Source organism: Ruegeria sp. YTSA064 (assembly GCF_059610325.1).
Genome location: NZ_JBXWNK010000013.1, coordinates 25,141 through 48,675, shown reverse-complemented (window position 1 = coordinate 48,675; position 23,535 = coordinate 25,141). Strand labels below are relative to the sequence as shown.

The 23,535-nt window shown below is 54.7% G+C and carries 22 protein-coding genes and 1 tRNA gene; 13 read left to right on the top strand and 10 right to left on the bottom strand.

Translation table 11 applies throughout. The features are described 5' to 3' along the window. Positions 1-196 precede the first annotated feature (196 nt). From AC2FI7_RS18510 to AC2FI7_RS18495, 4 genes are all read left to right on the top strand, one after another. Positions 197-1,390 carry a YcaO-like family protein gene (locus AC2FI7_RS18510; RefSeq protein ID WP_010443069.1) on the top strand — a complete coding sequence of 398 codons (1,194 nt, stop codon included), beginning with the start codon at positions 197-199 and terminating at the stop codon, positions 1,388-1,390. Continuing rightward, positions 1,387-2,703 (top strand): TfuA-like protein, encoded by a 1,317-nt coding sequence (locus tag AC2FI7_RS18505; protein ID WP_010443068.1) that lies wholly within the window; start codon positions 1,387-1,389, stop codon positions 2,701-2,703. The genes AC2FI7_RS18510 and AC2FI7_RS18505 overlap by 4 nt, the downstream gene beginning before the upstream one ends. Positions 2,704-2,715: 12 nt before the next feature. Further along, complete coding sequence (locus AC2FI7_RS18500) at positions 2,716-4,026, top strand: gluzincin family metallopeptidase (protein WP_010443067.1); 1,311 nt, start codon at positions 2,716-2,718, stop codon at positions 4,024-4,026. A gap of 137 nt (positions 4,027-4,163) precedes the next feature. Beyond that, on the top strand, positions 4,164-5,093 hold the full coding sequence (locus tag AC2FI7_RS18495; RefSeq protein ID WP_010443066.1) for a pentapeptide repeat-containing protein: 930 nt from the start codon (positions 4,164-4,166) through the stop codon (positions 5,091-5,093). A gap of 164 nt (positions 5,094-5,257) precedes the next feature. Here AC2FI7_RS18495 and AC2FI7_RS18490 read toward each other — a convergent pair whose 3' ends face one another. From AC2FI7_RS18490 to AC2FI7_RS18465, 6 genes are all read right to left on the bottom strand, one after another. Beyond that, positions 5,258-5,755: a GNAT family N-acetyltransferase gene (locus tag AC2FI7_RS18490; RefSeq protein WP_496815697.1), complete on the bottom strand. Its 498-nt coding sequence runs from the start codon at positions 5,753-5,755 to the stop codon at positions 5,258-5,260. Between the two features lie 7 nt (positions 5,756-5,762). Further along, entirely contained in the window at positions 5,763-6,026 is a 264-nt protein-coding gene (locus AC2FI7_RS18485) for a YjhX family toxin (RefSeq protein WP_010443064.1), read from the bottom strand. Between the two features lie 92 nt (positions 6,027-6,118). Beyond that, positions 6,119-7,888, bottom strand: coding sequence for a tetratricopeptide repeat protein (locus AC2FI7_RS18480; RefSeq protein WP_010443063.1), 1,770 nt, complete (start codon positions 7,886-7,888; stop codon positions 6,119-6,121). 78 nt (positions 7,889-7,966) lie between these two features. Beyond that, the gene (locus tag AC2FI7_RS18475) at positions 7,967-8,602 is read right to left on the bottom strand and encodes a GNAT family N-acetyltransferase (RefSeq protein ID WP_496815696.1); all 636 of its coding nucleotides are present in this window, start codon (positions 8,600-8,602) and stop codon (positions 7,967-7,969) included. Positions 8,603-8,773: 171 nt separating this feature from the next. Then, a complete protein-coding gene (locus AC2FI7_RS18470) occupies positions 8,774-9,073 on the bottom strand; it encodes a lipid-A-disaccharide synthase N-terminal domain-containing protein (protein WP_010443061.1) in 300 nt (99 codons plus the stop codon). Next, the gene (locus tag AC2FI7_RS18465) at positions 9,070-9,831 is read right to left on the bottom strand and encodes a glycosyltransferase family 2 protein (RefSeq protein WP_010443060.1); all 762 of its coding nucleotides are present in this window, start codon (positions 9,829-9,831) and stop codon (positions 9,070-9,072) included. Before AC2FI7_RS18465 ends, AC2FI7_RS18470 begins: the two co-directional genes overlap by 4 nt. Before the next feature lie 117 nt (positions 9,832-9,948). Between AC2FI7_RS18465 and AC2FI7_RS18460 the strand changes: the two genes are divergently transcribed. The 5 genes from AC2FI7_RS18460 (at position 9,949) to AC2FI7_RS18440 (ending at position 15,352) form a co-directional block, all read left to right on the top strand. Then, on the top strand, positions 9,949-11,439 hold the full coding sequence (locus AC2FI7_RS18460) for an ArnT family glycosyltransferase (protein ID WP_010443059.1): 1,491 nt from the start codon (positions 9,949-9,951) through the stop codon (positions 11,437-11,439). A gap of 266 nt (positions 11,440-11,705) precedes the next feature. Further along, a complete protein-coding gene (locus AC2FI7_RS18455; RefSeq protein WP_170471240.1) occupies positions 11,706-12,032 on the top strand; it encodes a potassium channel family protein in 327 nt (108 codons plus the stop codon). A 179-nt stretch (positions 12,033-12,211) separates the two neighbouring features. After that, on the top strand, positions 12,212-13,291 hold the full coding sequence (locus AC2FI7_RS18450) for an AI-2E family transporter (protein WP_480607260.1): 1,080 nt from the start codon (positions 12,212-12,214) through the stop codon (positions 13,289-13,291). Further along, the gene (locus AC2FI7_RS18445; RefSeq protein ID WP_010443055.1) at positions 13,288-14,352 is read left to right on the top strand and encodes an HlyD family secretion protein; all 1,065 of its coding nucleotides are present in this window, start codon (positions 13,288-13,290) and stop codon (positions 14,350-14,352) included. Before AC2FI7_RS18450 ends, AC2FI7_RS18445 begins: the two co-directional genes overlap by 4 nt. After that, positions 14,342-15,352 carry a DUF2955 domain-containing protein gene (locus AC2FI7_RS18440; RefSeq protein ID WP_010443054.1) on the top strand — a complete coding sequence of 337 codons (1,011 nt, stop codon included), beginning with the start codon at positions 14,342-14,344 and terminating at the stop codon, positions 15,350-15,352. The genes AC2FI7_RS18445 and AC2FI7_RS18440 overlap by 11 nt, the downstream gene beginning before the upstream one ends. A gap of 220 nt (positions 15,353-15,572) precedes the next feature. Here AC2FI7_RS18440 and AC2FI7_RS18435 read toward each other — a convergent pair. Next, positions 15,573-15,649, bottom strand: a tRNA-Arg gene (locus tag AC2FI7_RS18435). A 115-nt stretch (positions 15,650-15,764) separates the two neighbouring features. Between AC2FI7_RS18435 and AC2FI7_RS18430 the strand changes: the two genes are divergently transcribed. Both AC2FI7_RS18430 and AC2FI7_RS18425 read left to right on the top strand, forming a co-directional pair. Further along, positions 15,765-16,790: a LacI family DNA-binding transcriptional regulator gene (locus AC2FI7_RS18430; RefSeq protein ID WP_029622196.1), complete on the top strand. Its 1,026-nt coding sequence runs from the start codon at positions 15,765-15,767 to the stop codon at positions 16,788-16,790. Positions 16,791-16,796: 6 nt separating this feature from the next. Then, complete coding sequence (locus AC2FI7_RS18425; RefSeq protein WP_496815695.1) at positions 16,797-18,011, top strand: winged helix-turn-helix domain-containing protein; 1,215 nt, start codon at positions 16,797-16,799, stop codon at positions 18,009-18,011. Positions 18,012-18,019: 8 nt separating this feature from the next. Here the strand turns inward: AC2FI7_RS18425 and AC2FI7_RS18420 are convergent, their stop codons facing one another. Both AC2FI7_RS18420 and AC2FI7_RS18415 read right to left on the bottom strand, forming a co-directional pair. Continuing rightward, a complete protein-coding gene (locus AC2FI7_RS18420; protein ID WP_010443051.1) occupies positions 18,020-18,916 on the bottom strand; it encodes a helix-turn-helix transcriptional regulator in 897 nt (298 codons plus the stop codon). A gap of 207 nt (positions 18,917-19,123) precedes the next feature. Beyond that, positions 19,124-19,555, bottom strand: a complete 432-nt coding sequence (locus AC2FI7_RS18415; protein ID WP_496815694.1) for a MarR family transcriptional regulator — start codon at positions 19,553-19,555, stop codon at positions 19,124-19,126. Between the two features lie 98 nt (positions 19,556-19,653). Here AC2FI7_RS18415 and AC2FI7_RS18410 point away from each other — a divergent pair, with 98 nt between their 5' ends. Next, on the top strand, positions 19,654-21,063 hold the full coding sequence (locus AC2FI7_RS18410; RefSeq protein ID WP_029622194.1) for a pyridoxal phosphate-dependent decarboxylase family protein: 1,410 nt from the start codon (positions 19,654-19,656) through the stop codon (positions 21,061-21,063). On the opposite strand, the gene AC2FI7_RS18405 is transcribed toward AC2FI7_RS18410, so the two are convergent. Beyond that, positions 21,060-22,202, bottom strand: a complete 1,143-nt coding sequence (locus AC2FI7_RS18405) for a DUF3095 domain-containing protein (RefSeq protein ID WP_029622193.1) — start codon at positions 22,200-22,202, stop codon at positions 21,060-21,062. The genes AC2FI7_RS18410 and AC2FI7_RS18405 overlap by 4 nt on opposite strands. 146 nt (positions 22,203-22,348) lie before the next feature. Here AC2FI7_RS18405 and AC2FI7_RS18400 point away from each other — a divergent pair, with 146 nt between their 5' ends. Next, the gene (locus tag AC2FI7_RS18400) at positions 22,349-23,521 is read left to right on the top strand and encodes an MFS transporter (protein ID WP_010443047.1); all 1,173 of its coding nucleotides are present in this window, start codon (positions 22,349-22,351) and stop codon (positions 23,519-23,521) included. Positions 23,522-23,535: the final 14 nt, after the last annotated feature.

The following is a 23,535-nucleotide window of genomic DNA, read 5'->3' as shown; positions in this document are numbered from 1 at the left end:
ACCTTCGATTACGAAGAATCTGCTCTACCGGTAGAGCTATTGAGGCGCTCCATCTAGTAGCGCGATGCGGGCCATGCATCGCCGGTTCGCTCAGGCAGTGGTGTTGACCCATTCGCAATCATCCCGCATCCTGACCCCGACTTGATCCGCCTGGCGGGTTTGGTTGGTTAATCACATATTTACCAAGGTCAATTGAATGCTCGGAGAATCGCAGAAGACCTATGTGCTGGATACCCACCGGCTGCGCGATCCAGAAGAGACCCTTGCCATCGTCAAACCGTTTCTCAAAGAGATGGGCATCACACGGATCGCAAATCTGACCGGACTTGATCGGATCGGGTTGCCGACCGTGATGGTGACGCGGCCCAATTCGCGCTCGGTTGCGGTGTCGTTGGGCAAGGGATTGTCGCTGAGTGCGGCGCAGGCCTCGGGGGTGATGGAGGCGATCGAGTCGTGGCATGCGGAACGGATCGAGCTGCCGCTGCGGCTGTGCAGCCACACCGATCTGGCGCAGGAATACGTGGTCAATGTGGACCGCCTGCCCCGCGTAACCGGCGGGCAGTTTGACCCGCATCGTGCGATGCTGTGGGTGCAGGGGAAGGACTTGAACGCGGATGCTGCTTGCTGGGTGCCCTATGAGATGGTGGATACGGATTACACGACCTCTATGGCCAACGGACAGCGCGCGTTTCCGCGTACGACAAATGGTCTGGCATCGGGAAACGATGCCGCTGAGGCTAGCTGCCACGCGATCTGCGAACTGATCGAGCGCGATGCCACGACGCTGTGGCATCATCGGGGTCCAACACCCCGCGTCGATCCTGATACAGTCGATGACCCGCGCTGCCGTCAGGCCATGAGCTTGATCGCAGAGGCGGGGCTGGAGCTGGGGATCTGGGACACGACCTCGGATATCGGCATCGCCAGTTTTCGCTGTGTAATCTGCGAGACCGGCGAGACAAACGGCCATATCGGGATCGGGGATGGCTGTCACCCCGACCGCGCCATCGCGCTGCTACGCGCGCTGACCGAGGCGGCGCAAACACGGCTGACCTATATCTCAGGCGCGCGGGACGACCTGGACCCTGAGGAGTTTATCGACGAGGCGCGCCAGTGGCGCGGACGGTATATTCGCGAGCTGATCGAAGGCGCAAAGCCGACAAAGCGTTTTACGGATTGCCCCTCGCATGTAACAGGGTCTTTCACGGAGGATCTCGATCTGCTTTTGTCCCGGCTGTCTGAGGCCGGGATCTACCAAGTGATAACGGTTGATTTGTCCCGACCCGGGATCGACATCGCGGTCGTCCGCGCGGTCATTCCGGGGCTGGAAGCCCCGCATGACGATCCTGACTTCATCGCCGGTCCGAGGGTGCGGGCGGTGTCGGCATGACCGTCGTTGTTTTTGTTGGACCCACGCTGCGACCCGAAGCCGTGCAGGAGCATCTGAATGCAACAATCCTGCCCCCGGTTCAGCAGGGCGATGTGTATCGTGCGGTGCGCGACAGGCCGCAAGCAATTGGCATTATCGACGGGTATTTCGACGGGGTGCCTTCGGTCTGGCACAAGGAAATCCTGTGGGCGCTGGAACAGGGCATTCCGGTATTCGGCAGCGCCAGCATGGGTGCGTTACGGGCGGCGGAACTGGCTGATTTCGGGATGATCGGCGTCGGACGGGTGTTCGAGGATTACCTGAGCGGCGCCATTGCAGATGACGATGAGGTCGCGGTGCTGCACGGCCCCGCCGAGCTTGGCTTCATACCGTTGAGTGAGCCTATGGTCTCGATCCGGGCCACGCTGTCCGCAGCGGTGAAGGCCGAAGTGGTGTCGGAGGATGAGGCACAGATATTGCTGGGTGCAGCCAAGGCGCTGCACTATCGCGACCGAGTTTGGGACAAGGTGATTTCGGCTGCAAAGACCGACACAGACTCGGCGACGTTTCGGAACTGGTTGCCCGGCGGGCAAGTGGATGCCAAAGGCGACGATGCACGCGAGATGCTGGCGCAGATGGCGCGGTACCTGGAAGCAGGTTCCGACGCGCCGGAATCGACACGCGTCGAACGAACTCTGGTCTGGCGTGAACTGCGGACTCGTGTGGATTCCGAGACCGCTCCGCATGACCCGGATGCGTGGGCACTGGTGGACGAGCTGCGGCTGGACCCAGCCCTTTATGTCCAACTACGCGACCGCGCCGCGCTGCACCTGTTGGCGCGCGACGAAGCATATCGGATAAATCACCTGCCTGATCGGGATACCTTGCGAAAACAGATGGCTCAGCACCGTCGCGCGGCCCGCCTGCCCCGCCACTCCGATCTGATGGAATGGTTGCAGGACAACGATCTGACGCTTGCTCAATACGAGGCATTGCTGGCGGACTGTTCCTACAAAGATACGGCCATCACAGCGCGCGCGGATGAGCTCGACTTTGCCCTGCTAGCCCAGCTGCGCCACGATGGTCGCTATGGCGCGCTGCGTGATCGGGCGCGACGCAAGGCCAGCCGGATAGCGGGGCTGGATCGGGTGAATGGTTCTGCAAACAGAATGCAATCGCTGCTCTGGTATTTTGAAACGCGGCTTGACCAGGCGGTGCCAGATGATCTTGAATCCCATGCAATCGCGCTTGGTCTTGACGGGCGCGAGGCGTTTCTTGATCTGATTGAAGCTGAATACATGTTTTGCCACACCGAAGGTGAACCGGGACAATAACGGGAGGGGACAATGACGATCTGGCCCGACTATTCGGACAACGAAACTCCGGGCACACGGTTCTTGCTTTACCCGCAATCGCCCTTCTTAGAGCCGAATTCGAAACCTGAACTGGTCGAGATCTCTGCCCCGCAGGGTACGATCGGACCCGGCCCATCGGGACCGCGAATGTATGCGATGTACCCGGTCGACAAGACGATCCCCTATGGCGCGATGATTGAAGGCGAAGAAGGGCCCGAGATGTATCTGCCCGCCTGGGATGGCTATATCTTGCCGCCCCCTGAACCCGACGAGTTCGGAAATTTTATCCATATCGATCCCGACGATCCGGCCTTTGAAGCTGCCCATCTGTTTGGCGCAGCGCATTTTACGATGGATGTATGGGAGGGCTATTTCGGCCGCCCTATCCCCTGGCATTTCGAGCGTGATTTTGAACGGTTGGAACTTTCCCTACTGCCCAGCCTTGATAACGCGCATATCGGCTGGGGATTTCTGGAAACCGGCGGCACCCGAGAACATGGCGACGAATACCGCCCCTATAGCCTTAATTTTGACGTCGTGGCGCATGAGATCGGCCATGCCATCATCTACAGCGTCATCGGCATGCCGTCAGAAGAGGACGCAACTGGTGAGTATTATGGATTTCATGAATCAGCAGCAGATATGGTGGCACTGCTTGCATCACTGCATTTCGGTTCAGTCGTAGATGAACTGCTGAAGAACACGCGCGGGAACCTGTATACCTATAACCGGCTCAGCCGTTTTGCTGAGCTGTCCCAAAACTCGCAAATCCGCATCGCCGCTAATGACCGGACTCTGTCCGAGTTCTCACATGGCTGGTCCAGTGAACACGCGCTGTCGGAACCGCTGACCGGGGCGATGTTCGACATTCTGGTCGATATCTACCACGAGCGGCTGGTTGCACATGATGTGATCGACCCCGAGATGGAGGAGCTTTCGGATGAGCTGGAAGGCTCTGACGAATACAACGCGATCATGCAGGATTTATTCGACGAGCATTACGCCGCTGACCCGGAAGGATTCCGCGTTGCGCTGATAGAAGCGCGGGATTTGCTGGGAACCTATCTTGCCGACGCTTTGGACATGCTGGATGCAGATATGTTGAGCTACTTCGGGGTTGAGCGTGCGTTGGTTGTTGTTGACCAAGAGATCACGGGAGGGGCATTCCGCCAGATCATCGAAGGCAATTTCCGCATGCGCGACATCGGATTGGCACGCCCTGGCCCACGTCTGACTAAGCCGGATGGGTCGAGCCATGCAGCATCGGTTCGAACACTAGCGCCCGAGCCAAAAGAACCTTAAAGTCTTTGTTTTTACCTCGGTTTTATGTCAGGTTACGGGCACGGGGTGATAATTCGACAAACGAAGCGCAGACCAATGCGCAAACCGGGACGGACGTGGCATAAAGCTCCGTCAGCCCCCGATAGGGAGAAAGTGATATGTCTGAGTCGTTACTCAGTTTTTCCGAGGTATTATTGTTTGGGCGAGAGTTAAGCGATCTTAAACTGCGGCAGAAATCGGTCCGGCTGGCAATTGAGGTGGCGACGAATTTTGATTTTTCAGATGAGATCACCAAGATTGATGGTGTGGCTGTCCGCGAAGATGATCGGATTCTTGTGCAGGTTGGAGACAGCGCAAACAACAAGTCCGGGATTTACAAGATCATCAAGGACCAGAACGACGGCGACAAGCTGAAACTGGACAAACGTAAGAAGGTCTCTTTTGAATCATTTGTCTACGTTCGTCGGGGACGCGTTTTCAAACACACATTCTGGCAGCAGACAGCAAACAGCCACAGCAAGCAGTTGTTTGTTGAACAAGATGACCGCAGAAAGGGTCGCGGCGTCAACAACTTCATCGGGGACCAGTTCGGAGGCGATGCCCGGCTGGCCCGAATCTATGGCTTCGCATATGACGGCACCTATTACGAAATGCCGGAACCGACGATCTTTCTAGTACATGGTGCAGGCGACAGCGCCACGGGTGGCAACCTGCCCTATGGGTTCAAGCTGCAAACCAGCAATGACGCCGACGCCCAGGACACCACGCAACAGGCGGCACGTGCCCCGATGAACCCATCGGTATCAGGTGTTGCAGCCGCGGACTACCAGATGGCGAATGACATCCGTGTCTGGAACTATGATCAGGCCGACTACACCATCCGCATGGATATTGCCGCCGGTCAGATCGAGGAAGTACTTCTGGACGTCTATTTCGAATACGACGCGCCAATGATGGCTGGAGCCAAGGTATCGGGTGCCAAGGTGAGCGGGGCCAAGGTTTCTGGCGCCAAGGTCAGCGGAGCCAAAGTGTCGGGTGCTAAAGTTTCAGGTGCCAAAGTCAGCGGTGCAAAGGCCCGCGGGGAATAGGGCCTGATTAAGCAAAGCGCTGTTGGGTTAAGCCTGATATGACAAGTGTTGCTGGCCACATACGTGCAGGTGTGTGGGCAGCAGCAACTTTATGTCAGCTTCGAACCCAATCCAGGATTTGTCGCACCGCCCTATTTCTGCATGGGGCGAAGCTTCGAAACTTATTACTCAATGAAAAACGCGGGATGGTAAGTTACCGCGCCGTCAGGTTGTTTGCCATTTAAGACTTGCTGCATGAAATACTCGGGCGGCACGCCTTCAAATCGAAGCCTGTCATCTCGTACAAACCCGAAACGCGGATAATAATCCGGGTGCCCCATAACAACACATCCATTTGCATCCAGAGCGCGGAGCTTCCCCAGCCCATCTTGGATAAGAGCGCCACCAATTCCTTTGCCCTGGTGGTCAGGGCGGACGGATACTGGCCCCAGGCCATACCAATTCATGTCTTTGCCATCAATCAGGATCGGGGAAAATGCAGCGTGGCCTAACAGCTCCCCATCTTCCTCAGCGACCAATGACAAGGTGAGAGCGGAAGCTTTGCGCAGGCCATCGACTATAGCAGCTTCCGTGCCTGAACTGTGCTCTGCTGTAGCAAATGCTGCCTCAGTGACAGCCTGAATGAGCGCAATGTCAGCGCCTGTTTCGTTACGTATTATCATAACATCATCATGCTGTTCTGTTGCTTAGCTGTCGCCCAACAGAGCGGCGACCGATAGCCGATATGCTGTTAGAGCCGGAGTTTCGCGACACGGTCAAGCGCTTACGGCGCAGTTTACCAATGATGTCGAACGTGCAGTCGGATAGCAGGGATCTGTCAAGCGTATTGCACACAACATGCACTATTTTTCCATTGGGATTGCGTTCGTGGCGGATTGTTCCGCCTTGAGCCAACATGTGCAGGACGCGTTGTTCAGTTATTGATATATTCATGGTTACCTGCGGAAACTTCTAATTGTGCGTCGTTGCATCGGACACCGCGCCGGATGAAAGGCGGCGGCGCAGGACGCATCCGTTCTTGCCTCTCAGAATCCAGCCTTTTTCAAACCTTCGACAAAATGCTGCGTATCGTCGGACAGGCGGTCTGGTTGAACCTTGGCCCAGCGCGAGAGTGAGAAATTAGGATGCGCCGCACGGTGTTTGTCAGCGATCTGGCGGGCCATATCCAGTTCGCCCTTATGAGCGTAGCTGGCGGCCAGTACGCGCTGCCCTTCGGTCGGGTTGTTCATCTTGTTCACGCACGCGATCACGTCGTCGTAGCGCTTGAGGTTGTAATAGGCTCCGCCTAGATGCCACAGATATTGATCAGGGAAATACGGGTTAAGGCGCATTGCCTGTTGCAGATGCTTAATCGCAGTATCGTTATCTCCCCAATGAGCTAGTGCGTCTGCGTAGTCCGAGTGCATATCCGCGTCGTTGGGGTTCAGCTGCAGGGCGCGCTTGTAGGATTCGATCGCGGAATCGAACTCTTTTCGATAGAGTTGTACATAACCCAGCTCTCCAAACCCCCGTGCATCGGTCGGGTCGAGTTCCACGGCACGTTGGGCCAACGATAGTGCCTTGTCGAGCGCGCTGTTTGGGTCTTCAGTCCACGAATAGCGCCAATCAATATTCAACGTGCGCGACAGGGCTGCTGCAGCACGTGCATAGCCGCCGTCACGCTCAAGAGCGGATTCATAGCAATGCTGTGCCTTGCGGTTATCGTTGCGTGTGTACTTGAAGATATGATGCTGCCCCTGAAGGACAGACCCATAGGCCCGCAAGTCCGACGGGATCGCCTGTACCATACGCTGTTTTTCATGCGACTCGATCATCACCGCGGTGGCTGCAACAATGCATTCAGTCACTTCGTCCAGAATGTCGAATATATCGTCGAGCTTGCGGTCAAACCTCTCGCCCCAAATGGTGCGTTCAGTGTTGGCGTCAATCAGCTCGGCCGTGATCCGGATTCTGCTGGATGATCGGCGCACGCTGCCGCGCGCGATGTAGCGCACGTTTAGGCGCCGGGCAGCTTCCTGAGGCGACATTGACTGGGTTTTGAAGAAGAAGGACGAGTTTCGGGCGATGATGAACAGGTTCCGGAACTTGGACAGGTTCATGATGATGTCATCGGTCAGCCCTTCGGCGACCCAGTTATCATCTTCCTCACCACCTTGACTGGCAAACGGCAATACTGCGACCGAGGGGATATCGGGCCGTTCGAGCACTTCCAACTGCATCTCAGGACGCAAGGTGGCGGCCATTGTCGCTCCTTCGACCTCGGTTCGAACACAGTAGGTCGCGACCGGAGACATGATGTTCTTGAGCTGTTTGGGGCCAAGGAATTCATAGCCATAACGCAGCCGGTTGCGGATCTGCTCATAAACGGCCGCACTGACAAAAACCCGCTCGGGCTCGGCAATCTCTTGCAGGCGGGCGGCGATGTTGACGTTGTCGCCGTGGATGCCACGCTCATCCATCAAAACCTCGCCCAAATGAACGCCCGCACGGAATTTAATGTGCTGGCCGTCCGGCCGCGTCAGATTATGCTCGGCCGCAATTCGATGCAGTTCGATGCTGAATTCAACCGCGCTGGTGGCCGTATCAAACAATGCAAGAATGCCGTCGCCGCGCACCTCAATGATTTTGCCCTGATACTTCGAGCAAGTCTCTTCGAGCTGGAACAAAAGAGATTTCAACGCGTTATACGTATCCATCTCGTTCTCACTCATCAAGCGGGAATAGCCAACAACATCGGCAAACAGCACCGCCCCAAGCTTTTGTCTGATTGAAGTGTCCGAACCGGTCGTATTCACTGGGTGCACTCAACTGCGTGGTCTCGTCGATTCCGACAAGAGCGTTTTAATAATATACCAAGCAAAATTCGCATCATTTCAAGTAGCAGAACCGCATTCAGGCGGCCAGGACATGCCTGTTGCCCCAAAACTGACCACCGTTTCCCGGCCCAGTTCCTGTGCCAACACGTTCCGACGCTCAGCCCAGTCCTGTTGCAACATACCGACGACCACCATGTCGTGAAACTGCCCGTCCGCGAACCAAGCCTGCCGCATCGTGCCTTCGATCTGGCAACCCAATCGACTGATCAGATCGCGGCTGCCGTGATTGTCGGCCCGATAATAAGAAGTTATCCGGTTAAGTCCTAATTGCTGAAAGGCAAAATCTAACATCAATGCAACAGCTCGCACCGCCACGCCCTGACGCCGCAATGACTTTTCTACAAAAACCGGAACAACCGCATCCCGATTGAAGGGTGAAATCGATTCGAGACCAACCACGCCCACCGCATCTCGATCATCATTTTCAATCACAAACCAACATTTTTCCTCTCTGTTAGAAATGCCAACAGCGCCTTCCCATGCGTGTTCGGTTTGCGTCAAATTTTGCGGAATTCGCGTGGTTCTGTCGAACAGAGCTAGGTCTTGAACATCCTGAAACCAGCGGGTCACGATCTCAAGATCAGCCTTTTCCAGAGGGCGCAGCTTGAACTGCCGGTATGAGGTATCGGGCAAAGGAAACGACCTCCTGAAACAAAATGAAATAATCTATGCGTGCGATACTAGCACAAATATCCCAGAAACAAGAAAGGGTTATTCACACAAGCCTGACGTCGGCTGCGACCCGCTGAACGGGGCAACCAGTCAAGTCCGAAGAATGTTTGAATAGTGCAAGCGAAGTCCTAATCAGCGCTTCTCGGCCCGGATCAGGAAGATGTTGCGTAGGTAGATCGACAAACCCATCGACTGGCCCAGAATAAACACTGGATCACGGCGATAGATCGCATAGCTGAGAAGTATCAGCCCGCCGCCAATCGAAAGATACCAGAAGGCCATCGGTATGACCGATTTCTTTGCGCGTTCTGATGTAATCCACTGAACGATGAAACGAGCGCTGAACATCAATTGACCAGCCAGACCGATGAATACCCAAAGGGCCTCGGTCGGGCTGTCGACGTGCAGGATTTCCAGAATGGTTTCTTTCACGACCGGTTTGCCTCGGTTGCTGAAACAGATTTGGCGCGGCGGGTCAGCCAGACAACGCCGAACAAATCCCAAATGCCGACCATGGCCCGCCCGAAATTGGTGTATTTTGACTCACCGGTCATGCGCTGCTGATGCGCCACATCAACCAGTGCAACATTCCATCCGTAGGCTTTGAACAGCGCTGGCAGGTATCGATGCATATGGTTGAAAAACGGTAGATCAAGGAACGCCTGCGTTCTGAACGCCTTGAATCCGCAACCCGTATCGCGAGTACCGTCTTTCAGCATCCAGCCCCTCAAGGCATTCGCAAATCGCGAGGCGAGCTTTTTTGATGCGGTATCTTTCCGACCGACCCGTTGCCCCGCCACAAGACCGACCTGCGCATCATCGCCAGATACCAGCGGCGCCCAGATCTTGGGCAGTTCTTCTGGCGGGTTCTGTCCATCGCCATCCAGAGTGCAACAGATATCGGCGCGCGCGGCCTTGACGCCAGAATGGACAGCGGCACTTTGCCCACCTGCCGTTTTATGCCGTAGTATGCGCAACTGCGGGCATTCTTTCTGCATCTCCTGCAGCGCCGCAAAGGTACCATCGGTCGAACCATCATCAACCGCGATGATCTCGAACGCAGGAAGATCAGAAGCGGCGTCGCAGATCCCCTGAATCAATCCAGCAGCGGCCCCTTGCTCATTATGCATGGGAATCACAACCGAAACTGTGGGTCGATTATCAGCGTTTTCCTTAGGTTCGGTCGACATCGCAATCAAAGCTTCTTGGATACAGTCACCGGGGTTTGTGATTGATCAGACCCCGAAATTCAAGTACTCGCCTAGTCCAAAACACATCATATTACAACAAGTCAGAGGATAACCAGAGTGGTCCAAAATTCGGGCATCGAACATTTGCAGACCCACAAATGGCTACCCTATGCAATAACAGGCATCACCATCGCATTGTTGTGGTGCTGGTACATGTCCGGGTTGGGGCAAGATGGCCTGTCAAAGATTGATGAATTTTTTACTTATGACCGCAGCCTGGGTTTCATCCGCAACAATGACTGGCTTACCGTATATTCTCAGAATGAGCCCAGCCTAAAAAAACCACCCCTTCAATATTGGATGACAGCGGCATTGATCGAGCAGGGAATGTCGCACATGCTGGCCCTGCATCTGCCTTCGATGCTGTTTGCGCTTGGGTCGCTGATTGCAACGGCTTTGCTCGCCCGAGTTATGGTTCCCGATCAACCTTGGCTGATGTTGCCTGCGGTGTTGCTTGTGTCCAGTTCAAAAAACTTCTGGGGACATGCGACATCGGCCATGCTGGATAGCGGGGCAATGCTTTTTTCCACCTTGGGGGTGGTCACGATGCTTGCCGCGTTCGAGCGTCCAAAGTTGTGGCCATGGTTCGGGGTCACTGTGTTTCTGGCTGGATTGCAGAAAAGTCCGACCCCACTCGCATTTTTGGCTCTGGCACTCCTGACACTTGCTCTAACCCGGCGCTGGCAGGATCGACCCGTAAGCGAGATTCTAAGAAACAAAACCTTCCAGTGGACCATGGTGGCCTGTTTACTGCTGGCATTTCTATGGCCGTTGTTCCAGTACCTGCGCTTAGGTTTTGGTACCGAGTTTCAAGGCAGTGTGCGCGGTGAAATGCTACACCGGTTTGCGCCCACCGTGTCAGATCGAAGTCTAAAGAAGCTGTCAGAAATCATCCTGGGTAATGCACCAGTCTTAAGGTTTGCGGGTATTTTAGGCCTTTGCGCCCTGCCCTTCGCACTCGGCCGACCACGGCTGCTTGCCCCTGCCGGGATCGCATTGTTCTTTTTCCTGGCAATGTGGATGGCATCGGGAAAGGTCTATGATCGCTATACTTTGTTGATATTGCCAATGTTGATGGTGGGCGCAGCTTGGGGCATCTTGCTGATCTCAAAACGGCTTTGGGTGCGGGCCTTACTGCTGGCGGTGTTGTGTTTTTCCGAGCAGGGTCCGATCAAACGTACGGTTGATTATAGTCATCCCAACACTGCAGAACAGTTCGGCATAGACCTGCAGGATCTGCTTTCGCCGTTGCAATCAACCCATCAGCCAGATGAAACACTTGTTGTATGCGGTTTCAAAAACAGACACCGATTGCCCTTGGGTGCCGCCTCAGTGTACGCGTCACCCGACCGACGGTTCGTGTATATGAGGCACTCTGATTTACCGGGCTACCTCAAAAGATTTGGCTATACTTCCGGTCCTTTGAGAGGGGTTTGCCGAGCCCAAGAACTTAACCAGTTCTCAGATGTGCTTTCCGGATTGGATCGGCAATCTATTGAAGGCACAGATTTTGTCTATTGGACGGCACGCGGTTTGCGCCTTGATTGATGACAATCCCATTCGCTCGCAAACAAGCTATTTGCGGTGGCATGCGGGCAAAGTTCTTCGGAATCGAAGTGTTTCCCATCCCGAAGATCGGTAAGGTGTTTATTCCGAACGAGAACCTTCGCCAGAGCGGTGACGACCTTAAGCCCCTGTTTGTTTTTTGGCAGTTATGGAACATTCCGTGAAATTAGCGGCATGTTCATCAGCTTTGTTTCTTCCGAAAATCCTCAATTCTGATACAAATGCAATTATTCGAAAGTGAGATCGCAATGAATGCACTAACCAGAATTTCGCGAGGGATCGGTGTCGCCTTCAAGGACGGCAGAGTAAAGGGACTTTTGGCCTTTACGGCCGGTATGATCCTTTGGGCATCGGTGTTTTATCATTATGTCGAAGGCTGGAGCTGGCTCGATTCCATCTATTTTTCTGTCGTGACGATTTCGACTGTGGGATTTGGTGACTTTTCTCCGGAAACCGCGGCGGGGAAGATCTTTACGATGATCTACATCATCGTCGGCCTGGGTATATTTGTGACCACGGCAACCACTGTGGCGGATACCATTTTGTCCCAGAACGATGAGAAATCAGAAAAATAAGCCTCGTAAGGTTCAACCCACAAGAAGTCATGCGCAATCGCTTTATAGCCAGAACAGCTAAAGCGCTAATCCGGATTCATCTGTGTCTTCAGGCCACTGTAAGATCTTTGGTAGATTATAAATATACATATCGAGTTTTTTGAGTGTAATGTTGAGATAACAAATAGTGGAGGGATGGAATGGAAAAGACCCAGGACGCAAAGATTGTCGATCTAGCGATACGATTGCTTTTTCTCGGATTATTCCTCTACAGCGCCCTGGTCATGGTGGCGCCGCTTGCAAGCGTGGTTATCTGGGCAACGATCCTATGTGTGGCGCTTTACCCGGCATTTGATTGGCTGCAGTCCAAGCTGGGAGGTCGGAAAAAACTTGCCACGACGATCTTGGTTTTGTTGGGCCTTGTTCTAACCCTCGGGCCAGTCGCAACTGCGGTGTCTGGTGCCGCGGAACTTGGGTCCGAATTCGCGGAACAAGCAGACAAGGGTGAATTAAAGATTCCACCGGCACCCGAAGGCCTGAAAGAAATACCGTTAGTCGGGGGCAAAATTGCCGACGTGTGGGGAATGTTTGAACGGAACCTGGATGGTGCGCTTGCCAAATACGGTGCGCAAATCCTTGAGATCACCAAATCGCTCTTCGGAAAAGTGCTGGGCATCGGTATCGGGCTACTTGGCTTAGCTCTGTCCGTGTTGATTATGGGGGCGTTGTTCAGCCCCGGGCCAAATTTGGTCAAGGGTCTTCAGCGCTTTGCAAACCGTGTTTTCGCCCCGCGCGGTGGAGAATTCGTAACATTGGCGGGCGCAACAATTCGGAACGTGACAAAAGGAGTGATTGGCGTAGCAGCCATTCAAGCTGTCTGCGTTTGGATACTATTGGCCTTGTTTGGGATTTCTTCGGCCGCCACTCTCGCATTTATCTGCCTGATCCTCTCGATTATCCAAATCGGGCCCGGATTGGTTCTTATACCGGTTATTATCTACGCATGGAGTTCCATGTCCGGCGGTACTGCTTTGATCTTCACCCTATTGGCCGTTCCCGTCATGATAATGGACAGCTTCCTAAGACCCGTGTTCATCTCAAAAGGCCTTGAGACTCCTATGTTGGTCATCCTCATCGGTGTTCTCGGAGGTATGATGGCGTACGGTTTGATCGGCGTCTTTATGGGGCCGGTTCTCTTCGCTGTCTTCTATGAACTGTTCAAGGTTTGGATTGATACCTCACCCGAAGCCGAGAGTGCCGCTGAAGGAGCGGCGAAATGAGAAAGACGATTTGGACCACGCTGACCGTTATTCTTATCTTCTTAATCTGGTACCTGATCGCTGACCGAAAAACGCCATTTACCGGGAATGCCCGAGTAAAAGCAATTGCGACACAGATCGTTCCACAGGTCACCGGTACAGTCACCGAAGTTCTTGTCGAAAACGGTCAGGTCGTATCAGCCGGTGATGTTCTGGTTCGAATTGACCCAAGGCCCTACGAAATTGATCGCGACAAGGCCGAGGCTGATCTTGAGGCAGCCACGCAGGAGGTGGGTGCATCTTCGGCAGAGGTGAGCGCTGCACAAGCAAAGCTGGCAAGGGCACAAAGCGATCTAGACACGATGCGCATTCAGTCCGAGCGTGTTTTTGCGCTTGAAAAGAAAGGGTTGATTGCAATTTCAAAGGCCGATGACGCGCGTGGGCAACTGGCAGAATCCGAGGCAAATTTTGAAAACGCCAAAGCGGATCTGGAAAAAGCCAAACAGCGATTAGGCGACGACGGAATTGACAACCCGAAAATCCAGCGCGCGTTGGCTGCCTTAGCGGATGCAGAGCTTAATCTCGAGTGGACAGAACTGCGTGCTCCAGCGACAGGCGTCATATCCAATTTGTTGATCGCACCCGGAACATATGCGCGATCTGGCCAGAACCTATTGACTTTTCTGGATGCAACAGACGTTTGGATCGAAGCGTATTTTACCGAAAACAACCTTGGTCGGGCTTCGGTAGGATCACCTGTCGATGTGGTACTGGACATGCATCCCGGCCAGATTGTTCCAGGCGTGATCGAGAGCTTCAGCGCAGCAGTCTCCCTGAGCGGTGGGGATGAGCCCGGCCAGTTGGCCAGCCCGCCCAGCACCAAAGGATTTCTTCGTGAGCCTGAACGCTTTCCAGTGCGGATCGTATTGCCTGGCTACGAAGCCGGGAATGCCGAAGACGACTTGCGCTTCCAGCTTAATGGGCAGGCCGACGTTATCATGTATCTGAGCGAAAACACTCTGCTGAACGTGGTAGGTCGGACCTATATCCGTTTGGTATCAATCCTGTCCTATGCGTACTGAGGATCGAAATTCGGTTGTACGCCTGGCACTCGGCGTCACCGGGGTATTCTCCTTGGGCTTATTTCTGGGGTGGCCACTTGCGGTGGTAGGAGCGGTCTTCACCGCACTGTTTCTTCAGGCGCCCGCGGCTTTGCCCTTGGCAGCATTTGCAAAGCTCTTTGTCTTCTCGATCGGGCTGATGTTCATTTCATTCCTGCTGTCGTCAGTCTTTGCCCCATATCCCGTGGTGTTTTTGATTCTAGTTGCCATTGGGATCATCCTGTCTTTCATGTGGTCCGTTTCAGGTGCAGGCGTCCTGCCTGGTGTCATAGCCCTCATGGGTGCATTGATGATCCCAAACCTTGTTCTGCAGTCACAGGATCTGGCATTGGTGCTTGTATTTTGGATACCGTTGAACCTGCTATTTGCAGGTTTCATATCAACGCTGATGTTTGTGTTGATACCAGCTGCCCCCCCCACAGCGGCTCAGAAAAAGACCAATACTTCGCCTGACTTTGACCCGCATCGCCGGATCGCCAGAATGTCGCTTGTCACGGTTCCGTTCGCGATGGCGTTTTTTGTGTCCGGCGCTTCAGCCCTGTTGGTCCTATTCTTTGTCGCGCTTCTTAGCCAACAACTTGCAGCCATGCCGTCGATGGGCAAAACGGTGGCCAAAGCCATGCTGACGGCTAATCTCCTCGGGGCGGCGGTTTCAATCATCTGCTATGAAATAAACGTAATAGCTCCGGTTATTCTTACCCCAATTTTGTTGGGTTTTTTCATTTGCCTGACACTCGGAGCGCTTGGCAAATCGCAGGTCCCGCTCGCCGCTGCTGCAGGTTCGGCATTAACAACGGTTCTGATCGTTTACGGTGGTTCGATCGCTCCGTTTTCCGATGAGGCTGACGTCAAGAGCATCACAAGAGTATTGCAGGTCGCCAGCGCGGCCATTTTCGTGATCATCGCATATGTCGTGGTCGATGAGTTTTGGCCAGAACAAGAGCGCCGTGCAGCTCAATAGAGTGTGTTGCAAAAGTGCTTTGATCTAAAACCAGTGGCGTCACCAACTTAAACCTTCTGCTCTATTCATTTGGCCTGAAACCGTTCAGGTCAGCCTGTTTGCGGTGACTTAAGCACTCATAGGTCGTCGCGGAAGCTAAACCGGTTCTTCGATGTATGTCACAATTCGGGGTACAGGAAGCATCTAAGTGCTAGAAAGCGCAGTATTTGTATGAATAGTCTGGCGACCCCGGCAGGATTCGAACCTGCAACCTGCCCCTTAGGAGGGGGCTGCTCTATCCAGTTGAGCCACGGGGCCGCGTTTCGCTTTCTGTAACCGGGTTTATTCGGATTGTCATCGGCTTTGCACAACAGTTGAACAGATCACCCTGTTCACGCTACCATCGCGGAAACAAACAATGCAGGTATCCCCGGTGACAATAGAAACAAAACGCCCGCTTACCCTTCGTGATGTTTCGGAAGCGTCCGGAGTGTCGGAGATGACAGTCAGCCGGGTGCTACGCAATCGCGGAGATGTATCGGACGCCACCCGTACCCGCGTTCTGGCTGCTGCGAAGGAATTGGGATATGTGCCCAACAAGATCGCCGGTGCCTTGGCATCAAGCCGGGTGAACCTTGTGGCAGTGATCATTCCATCGCTGTCGAACATGGTTTTCCCCGAGGTTCTGACAGGCATCAATCAGGTACTGGAAGATACTGAACTTCAGCCGGTGGTCGGTGTCACGGACTATCTGCCTGAAAAGGAAGAAAAGGTGCTCTACGAGATGCTCTCGTGGCGGCCTTCGGGCGTGATCATTGCTGGGCTGGAACATACTGAAGCCGCCCGCGCCATGCTGGATTCGGCAGGCATTCCGGTGGTCGAGATCATGGATACCGATGGCAAGCCCGTCGATGCCATGGTAGGAATCTCACACCGCCGCGCCGGACGCGAGATGGCACAGGCGATCCTGAAGGCTGGATATGAGCATATCGGTTTCATGGGTACCAAGATGCCGTTGGATCACCGTGCCCGCAAACGGTTTGAAGGCTTTACCGAAGTGCTCGGCAAGCACGGGATCGAGATCGAAGATCGCGAGTTTTATTCGGGCGGCTCAGCGCTGGCCAAGGGCCGAGAGATGACGCATGCCATGCTGGAACGTTCGCCTGAGTTAGATTTTCTTTATTATTCCAACGACATGATTGGCGCGGGTGGGCTGCTTTATTTGCTGGATCAGGGGATAGACGTGCCTGGTCAGATTGGCCTCGCCGGGTTCAACAACGTCGAGCTGTTACAAGGATTACCGCGTAAGCTGGCGACGATGGATGCCTGCCGAACCGAGATCGGGCGCACCGCTGCAGAAATCATCGCGGCAAAGCTGGCCGATCCAGAGTCAGAGGTTGATGCCCGTGTCACCTTGACCCCTAAGATCAGCTTTGGTGACACGCTAAAACGACGCTAGGATCCCATGACCCTGCAACGCCTGAACAACCGCCAAGCGCGGACAATGTTCATGGATCGCCACGCGCTGCTGGAGCAGCCGGCAGGCGGTTCTAAAGGTGAGGATCTGTTGCGATTGATCCACCGCCTGGGTTTTGTGCAGCTCGACAGCATCAACACGGTCGCACGCGCCCATGATATGATCCTGTATGCGCGGCGACCAAGCTATCGCCCGCGCAACCTCAAGCGACTTTACGAGCGTGATCGGGCGCTGTTCGAACACTGGACCCATGACGCTGCCGTTATCCCGATGGATTTCTATCGCCATTGGCACCTGCGGTTCCTTCGCGATGCCGACATGCTGAAAGCCCGATGGAAGAACTGGCGACGTGATGGCTTTGAACAGAGATTCGAATCTGTTCTTCAGCACATTCGCGATCATGGTCCCGTCGGATCATCTGATGTGGGCAAGGATGAAAAAAAGGGGTCTGGTGGTTGGTGGGATTGGCATCCGTCAAAAACAGCGCTGGAATACCTTTGGCGATCCGGGGCGCTGACTGTAATCGGTCGTGAGGGGTTTCAGAAACGCTATGATCTGACGGAGCGGGTTATCGACACCCAACTTTGCCCCGGCAGCATAGCGTGCGACGTAGATGCAACCGTGGATTGGCTTTGTAACGCGGCACTCGACCGGCTGGGCTTTGCCACGTCAGGAGAGCTGGCTGCATTTTGGGATACCGTCAGCGCCGGCGAGGCAAAGGCGTGGTGTGATCAGGCTCTGACAAAGGGAATAATCGCAGAAGTATTCGTAGAGTGTGCGGATGGGAATGACCGCAAAGTCTTTGCACGGCCCGAAATATCCGAACAGGTGGCAGCGCTGCCAGAAGCGCCCGGTCGGATCAGGGTTCTTAGTCCTTTTGATCCCATGTTGCGCGATCGTAAACGCGCGGAACGCCTATTTGGGTTTCATTATCGCATCGAAGTGTTCGTCCCCGAGCCCAAGCGCATTTACGGATACTACGTCTTCCCCTTGATGGAGCGGAACCGCATGATCGGCCGTATCGACATGAAGGCACACCGTAATCACGGCAATCTGCATGTTCGGGCAATGTGGCCCGAGCAGTCGGTCCTCTGGTCCGATGCAAGAACCCGACGGCTAGAGTCGGAACTTGACCGGGTTCGACGATTCGCTGATCTAGACACCATAGAATTCGCTAGAAACTGGCTGAAAGACCCTAAATAGAGCCTGTATTACCTCAAGAAACCATGTTCTTCGACAAGCTCCATCAGATCTCTGATCGACTCATTCTCGGTCTGCCCAGATGTATCCAGCTGAGCGTTCGCACGCCCGTACAATGCCTCGCGACTGGCGAGTATGCACTTGAGCTGCTCCATTGCTTTTGGATTTCCTGCCATGGGACGTTCGTCGCCTTGCGCGCGCACCCTTTCCATATGCTCGGTGGGTGTCGCCCGAAGCCAGACGGTGTGAAACCGGCTCAGCAATGTCGTATAGGTCGAAGGCTCTGAAACGATCCCACCAGCGACAGCAAGAACCATTCGATCATCGGCGGCAATGACTCGGTCCAACGCTTGCGCTTCAAGGTTGCGATATCCCTCTTGCCCGTAGAAGGCCATGACTTCAGCCAATGGCATCCCCGACATTTCTTCGATCTGAGCCGTCAGTTCCACAAAGGGCAGCTTAAGCGCAGCGCCAAGCAAAGCACCCAGCGTTGATTTCCCCGCGCCACGTAAACCGATCAGACAGACCCGCTGTGCCCGAGCATTCTCAGCAGGATCGGGACGCAGTGCCCTCATGACGTTGTCTTTGATGTCATCGCTGGCCTGCCGGAACAGTTCGAGCATCTGCAAACCATCGGAATCCCAGGGATCTTCTTCGCCGATCAGCCATTCGGCCTTGTAATCCAGCGCCTGCGCAATCCGATGCAATACTCCGATCGAGATATTACCCTCACCAGCTTCGAGTTGAGCTAGATACCGGGGCGAAACACCCGAGCTTTCCGACAAAACCCTGCGCGGAATGCCGCGCATTTGCCTGGCCTTCCGCACACGCGCTCCAACGCGCTCGCTCAAATCCTGCGTGGCGAATTCTTTAGTCTGTGCCGGATTTTGCGGCTTGGGCCCATCCATCTTTGTCAGACCGTTTGTTCCAGGTGACCCTAAAGCTACGACGCTAGAACGACGCGGGCAATCGATATTGTACAAACTCAGGAACCGATGCAGGAATTGCTGCCCAAAAATAAATAAAAGTCCATTGTTTAGAGTCTATTCAGCTTGAGTAATTAGCTTTTTAAGTCGTGTAGTTCGCTCAAAAGATTCAGCAGTGTTTCGTGTTGCTCAGCCCCCCATCAATTCGCGCGTTTGTGCCGCCAACCGCAACATTTCCGGCAAGTTGGCATGAATAATCTGCATTCCTTCTTTGGTGATTTCGACGATCTGGCGACGACGATCTTTTTCGACGGCCTGCCGTTTGATCAACTTTTTATCTTCCAGCTTTTTCAGAATCCGAGTCAGGCTGGGAAGCAACAAACAAGCGCGTTCTGAGATCTGCGTGGGTTCTTGCGGACCTTCTTCTTGCAAGACGCGCAGTACGCGCCATTGCTGTTCAGTTATCCCAGCGTCAGCTAAAACACCACGTATCGGCCCCATCACCCTTTCACGCGCACGCAACAAGGCAATCGGCAGTGATCGAGACGTCAACGGCAAACTATTCGTCATGGTTAATTTTGACGCGACTCCCTTTGTTTCGCAATAGATTGCTAAGTTCACACAAACTTGCAGGGCTGGATTTTAATTAACTTGTTTATTAATGGTGAGTCGAAGTGATTATTCAGCAGGCAGATCAGATTGGCCGCAGGGAGACCGCAATGAATTGGGACGAATTTTCCGTATGGGGCAAAAAAATCGCTGATTGGACACAAGATTATCACCTGACCGTTGGCGACAAGCCCGTTCGTGCAAGAACTGAGCCTGGCGATATTCTGAACGCCTTACCCGCCCATCCGCCCGAGCATGGTGAAGCAATCGAAAGTATTTTTCGCGATTTTGAACAGATCGTGATGCCCGGTATCACCCATTGGCAGCACCCCCGATTCTTCGCCTATTTCAACTCGAACGCGTCTGCGCCGTCGGTGCTTGCTGAATTCCTGGCCAGTGCCATCGCGCCGCAATGTATGCTGTGGCAGACCTCTCCCGCCGCGACCGAGATGGAAACGCGGATGATGGATTGGCTGCGCGAGGCGCTGGACCTGCCTGAAGGATTTGCCGGGGTCATACAGGATTCCGCCTCTTCGGCGACGCTGGCGGCTGTGTTGACCATGCGCGAAAAGGCAATGAACTGGCAAGGAAACAGCCAGGGTCTTTTTGGCCAAAAACCACTGCGTGTTTATTGCTCGTCCGAAGTACATACCTCAATCGACCGCGCCATTTGGGCTTCGGGGATCGGACAAGACAATCTTGTGCGCATTCCTGTTCAAGGTGATTGGCGTGGGATGGATCCAAACGCGTTCGAAGCAGCGATTCAGGCTGATTTAGACACTGATTTACAGCCAGCTGGTGTGATCCTTTGCGTTGGTGGAACAGGAACCGGGGCGACTGATCCGGTGGATCGCTGCCTTGAGATTGCGCGTAAATACGGGCTCTATTCGCACGTCGACGCGGCCTGGGCCGGCTCTGCTATGATCTGTCCCGAATATCGCAAATACTGGCCGGGTATCGAACAAGCTGACAGCATCGTCTTCAATCCGCATAAATGGCTAGGTGTCCAGTTCGATTGCTGCGCACATTTCTTGAAGAACCCCGATGATTTGGTCCGCACGTTAGCGATCAGCCCAGAGTACCTAAAAACCCATGGGAAAGACGGAATCATCAACTACTCGGAGTGGTCGGTGCCACTGGGCCGTCGGTTCAGGGCATTGAAGCTGTGGTTTGTCATCCGAACCTACGGGCTGGAGGAGCTGCGTGAACGGCTGCGCAATCATGTCAACTGGTCGGTCGCGCTGCATGATCGACTGGCAGCTGAGCCGGACTTTCGGATCGTCACGCCGCCAATGTGGTCGCTGTGGACCTTCCGATATGAGCCGCAGGGCGCCACCGACCTGGATGACCTGAACTTGCGACTGGTGAACGCGATTAATGATGACGGGCGGATTTATCTGACCCAGACCCGTATGGACGGTGATTTGGTCATCCGCTTTCAGGCCGGGCAGTTCGAAACCACTGAGAGCGATGTTTTGATGGCATATGACGTGATAACAGAAGTCGCGCGAAGCCTTTAGGCCCGCATCACAGCTGCGGCCTGCGCGTAGCCGCCTGAGGCACCGTCAACGAAGTGAACATGGTCATCGCTCATTGCTGAGGGCACAAAGCAGGTCATCATCGCCTCTTGCTGAGCATGCAGGCCGTATCGGATCTTACCGCTTGCCTGGGCGTCTTCCAGCATCCGGGTGATCTGCTCCAACGTGGATGGGTCGCAATCCAACGTCATCTTCAATCCGTCATCAAATTTGCGAAAATCCGCGTTGCGGCTGACCATTTCTTTATAGTGATTGGGTTCGAACTGCCCCAATCTTACACCAGTTTTGAACAACAGCCCGATCAGCATATTTTCGATCATCAGCCGTATCTTCTGAACCAGCAGATTGCGCCCAGCGCGTGAGACATGGGCATCGATATCAACACCTGGCGGAGGAAAGCTCATCGGTGGTCCCTTTTGGGGAACCGGATGACCGGCCCGGTCCAACCCTTCGGCGATCGATAAAACGGATTGGCTCAAAGCCGCGAAATCGGCTTCGCTAGACTCTAATGTTGGCTGAATTACCAGAGATACGATCTGACCGTGGCGGGCCGGACTGTTGGACCAGCGGCAAGACAGGCCCGTCAGGTCAGGCTGCGCGTCAAGCCCAGCCGGTGGAATGGCGACGCGCCCGGATTTCATCTGCGCCTCGGCCCAGGCCAATCCACCGCCTGTAAACATCGCATAGTCAACACCAGTAGAGGGCGCATAGCGGGCAACACGAAGATCGCGCCCAGCAGCGCGGATGTCAGCCACCGAAACCAGCCCTGCGCGCAAAGTGATGGCAAATTCTGTTTCGGCCCAACTCTGCAAAGCCGCTAACGTTTCGCGCGCTATCCTGGCATCTTCGCCCGGCACTGCAAAGCCGGCCCCATCGCCACCAAAGACATAGGGGAATACACGACCTCCCAGCGCGTTGATCATGCCAGAAATAACCGCAGCACCAACCATGTTAACGGTTTTGTAACGGCCACGCTCGATCTCTCCGGTCGAGTCCACGATATCCGCGACTCCCAAAACCCACGTATCAGGCAAAGGTGTAAACTGCACCGGATCGCTCAGTCGCAGGAAGCTGTCTGAAATAGGGACTGAGTCATAAAATAAAGAGTCTGAAGGGGGCATAACACTGTCTGAAATTCCCAAAACTGCTTTCAAGATAGCCCAAATGTGAAGGATGTCTGCCCCTTTAGCGCTACCCCGAGCGCTTGTGCAAGCCTGCACAACGTGCAAAGCATCTCGGCAGGGTATACGGGCAAAAGAGGCAGCAGATGCAGGCAGGCTTGATAGTTTTATGTCTGGCTTATGTCCTCAGCCAGTTTTTTCGCGCATTCCTGGCCGTGCTGACTACCGATCTGGGCAGAGACATCGGGGCCACGCCCGAAGACCTGGCCTTTGCGTCGGGGCTTTGGTTTCTGATCTTTGCCGCAATGCAAATCCCGGTGGGCTGGGCTCTGGATCGTGTCGGCCCAAGGCGCAGCTCTGCGATGCTTTTGCTGATTGGCGGCGCAGGCGGGGCTGGCCTGTTCGCCATTGCAACCACTCCGTTTCATGTTGCGCTGGCCATGGCGCTGATCGGGGTTGGCTGTTCCCCTGTCCTGATGGCGTCCTATTATATCTTTGCCAGAGAATTTCCACCTGCCAAATTCGCCACGCTCGCCGCAGTAATGCTGGGCGTTGGGTCAGTCGGCAATCTGGTGGCCTCTTACCCAACGGCTCTGGCGGTTGAGCTTATGGGGTGGCGGGCCACATTGGGTGGTTTAGCGATCATTTCGGGCGTGGTGGCTGCAGGGATCTGGCTGACGGTGCATGATCCCAATAAGGTCGAGACCGAACACAAAGGATCGGTTCTGGACCTGCTGAAAGAGCCCGCCCTCTGGACCATCCTGCCACTTATGCTGGTGGCCTATGCGCCCTCTGCGGCGTTGCGCGGTCTCTGGGCAGGGCCTTATCTGCGCGATGTATTTGACCTCAGCACTACTCAGATCGGGCAGGCAACGCTGATCATGGGTGCAGCGATGATTGCGGGCACCTTTGCCTATGGGCCTTTGGACCGCATCCTTAAGACCCGCAAATGGGTGATCTTCGGTGGCAACGCCCTGGGCGCAGCCACTTTAGGACTGCTGTGCCTTTGGATCGACGGGGGCGTCTGGCTCTCGGTCTTGCTGCTTGCGGTCATCGGCTTTCTGGGCGCCAGTTTTCCGGTCATCATGGCGCATGGTCGCGCCTTCATTCCAGCCCATCTGGTCGGGCGTGGTGTTACCCTGCTGAACCTCTTCGGCATCGGCGGTGTCGGGTTGGCGCAATTTGCCACCGGGCGCATCCATGCGGCCAGCGCCGCGATCAGCCCCTCGGCGCCCTATACCGCAATCTTCGGCTTTTTCGCCGCCACCCTTGCAATTGGTTGCGTGATCTATCTGTTCAGTCGGGACAGCGTGGACTGAAACCGGAGCCCACC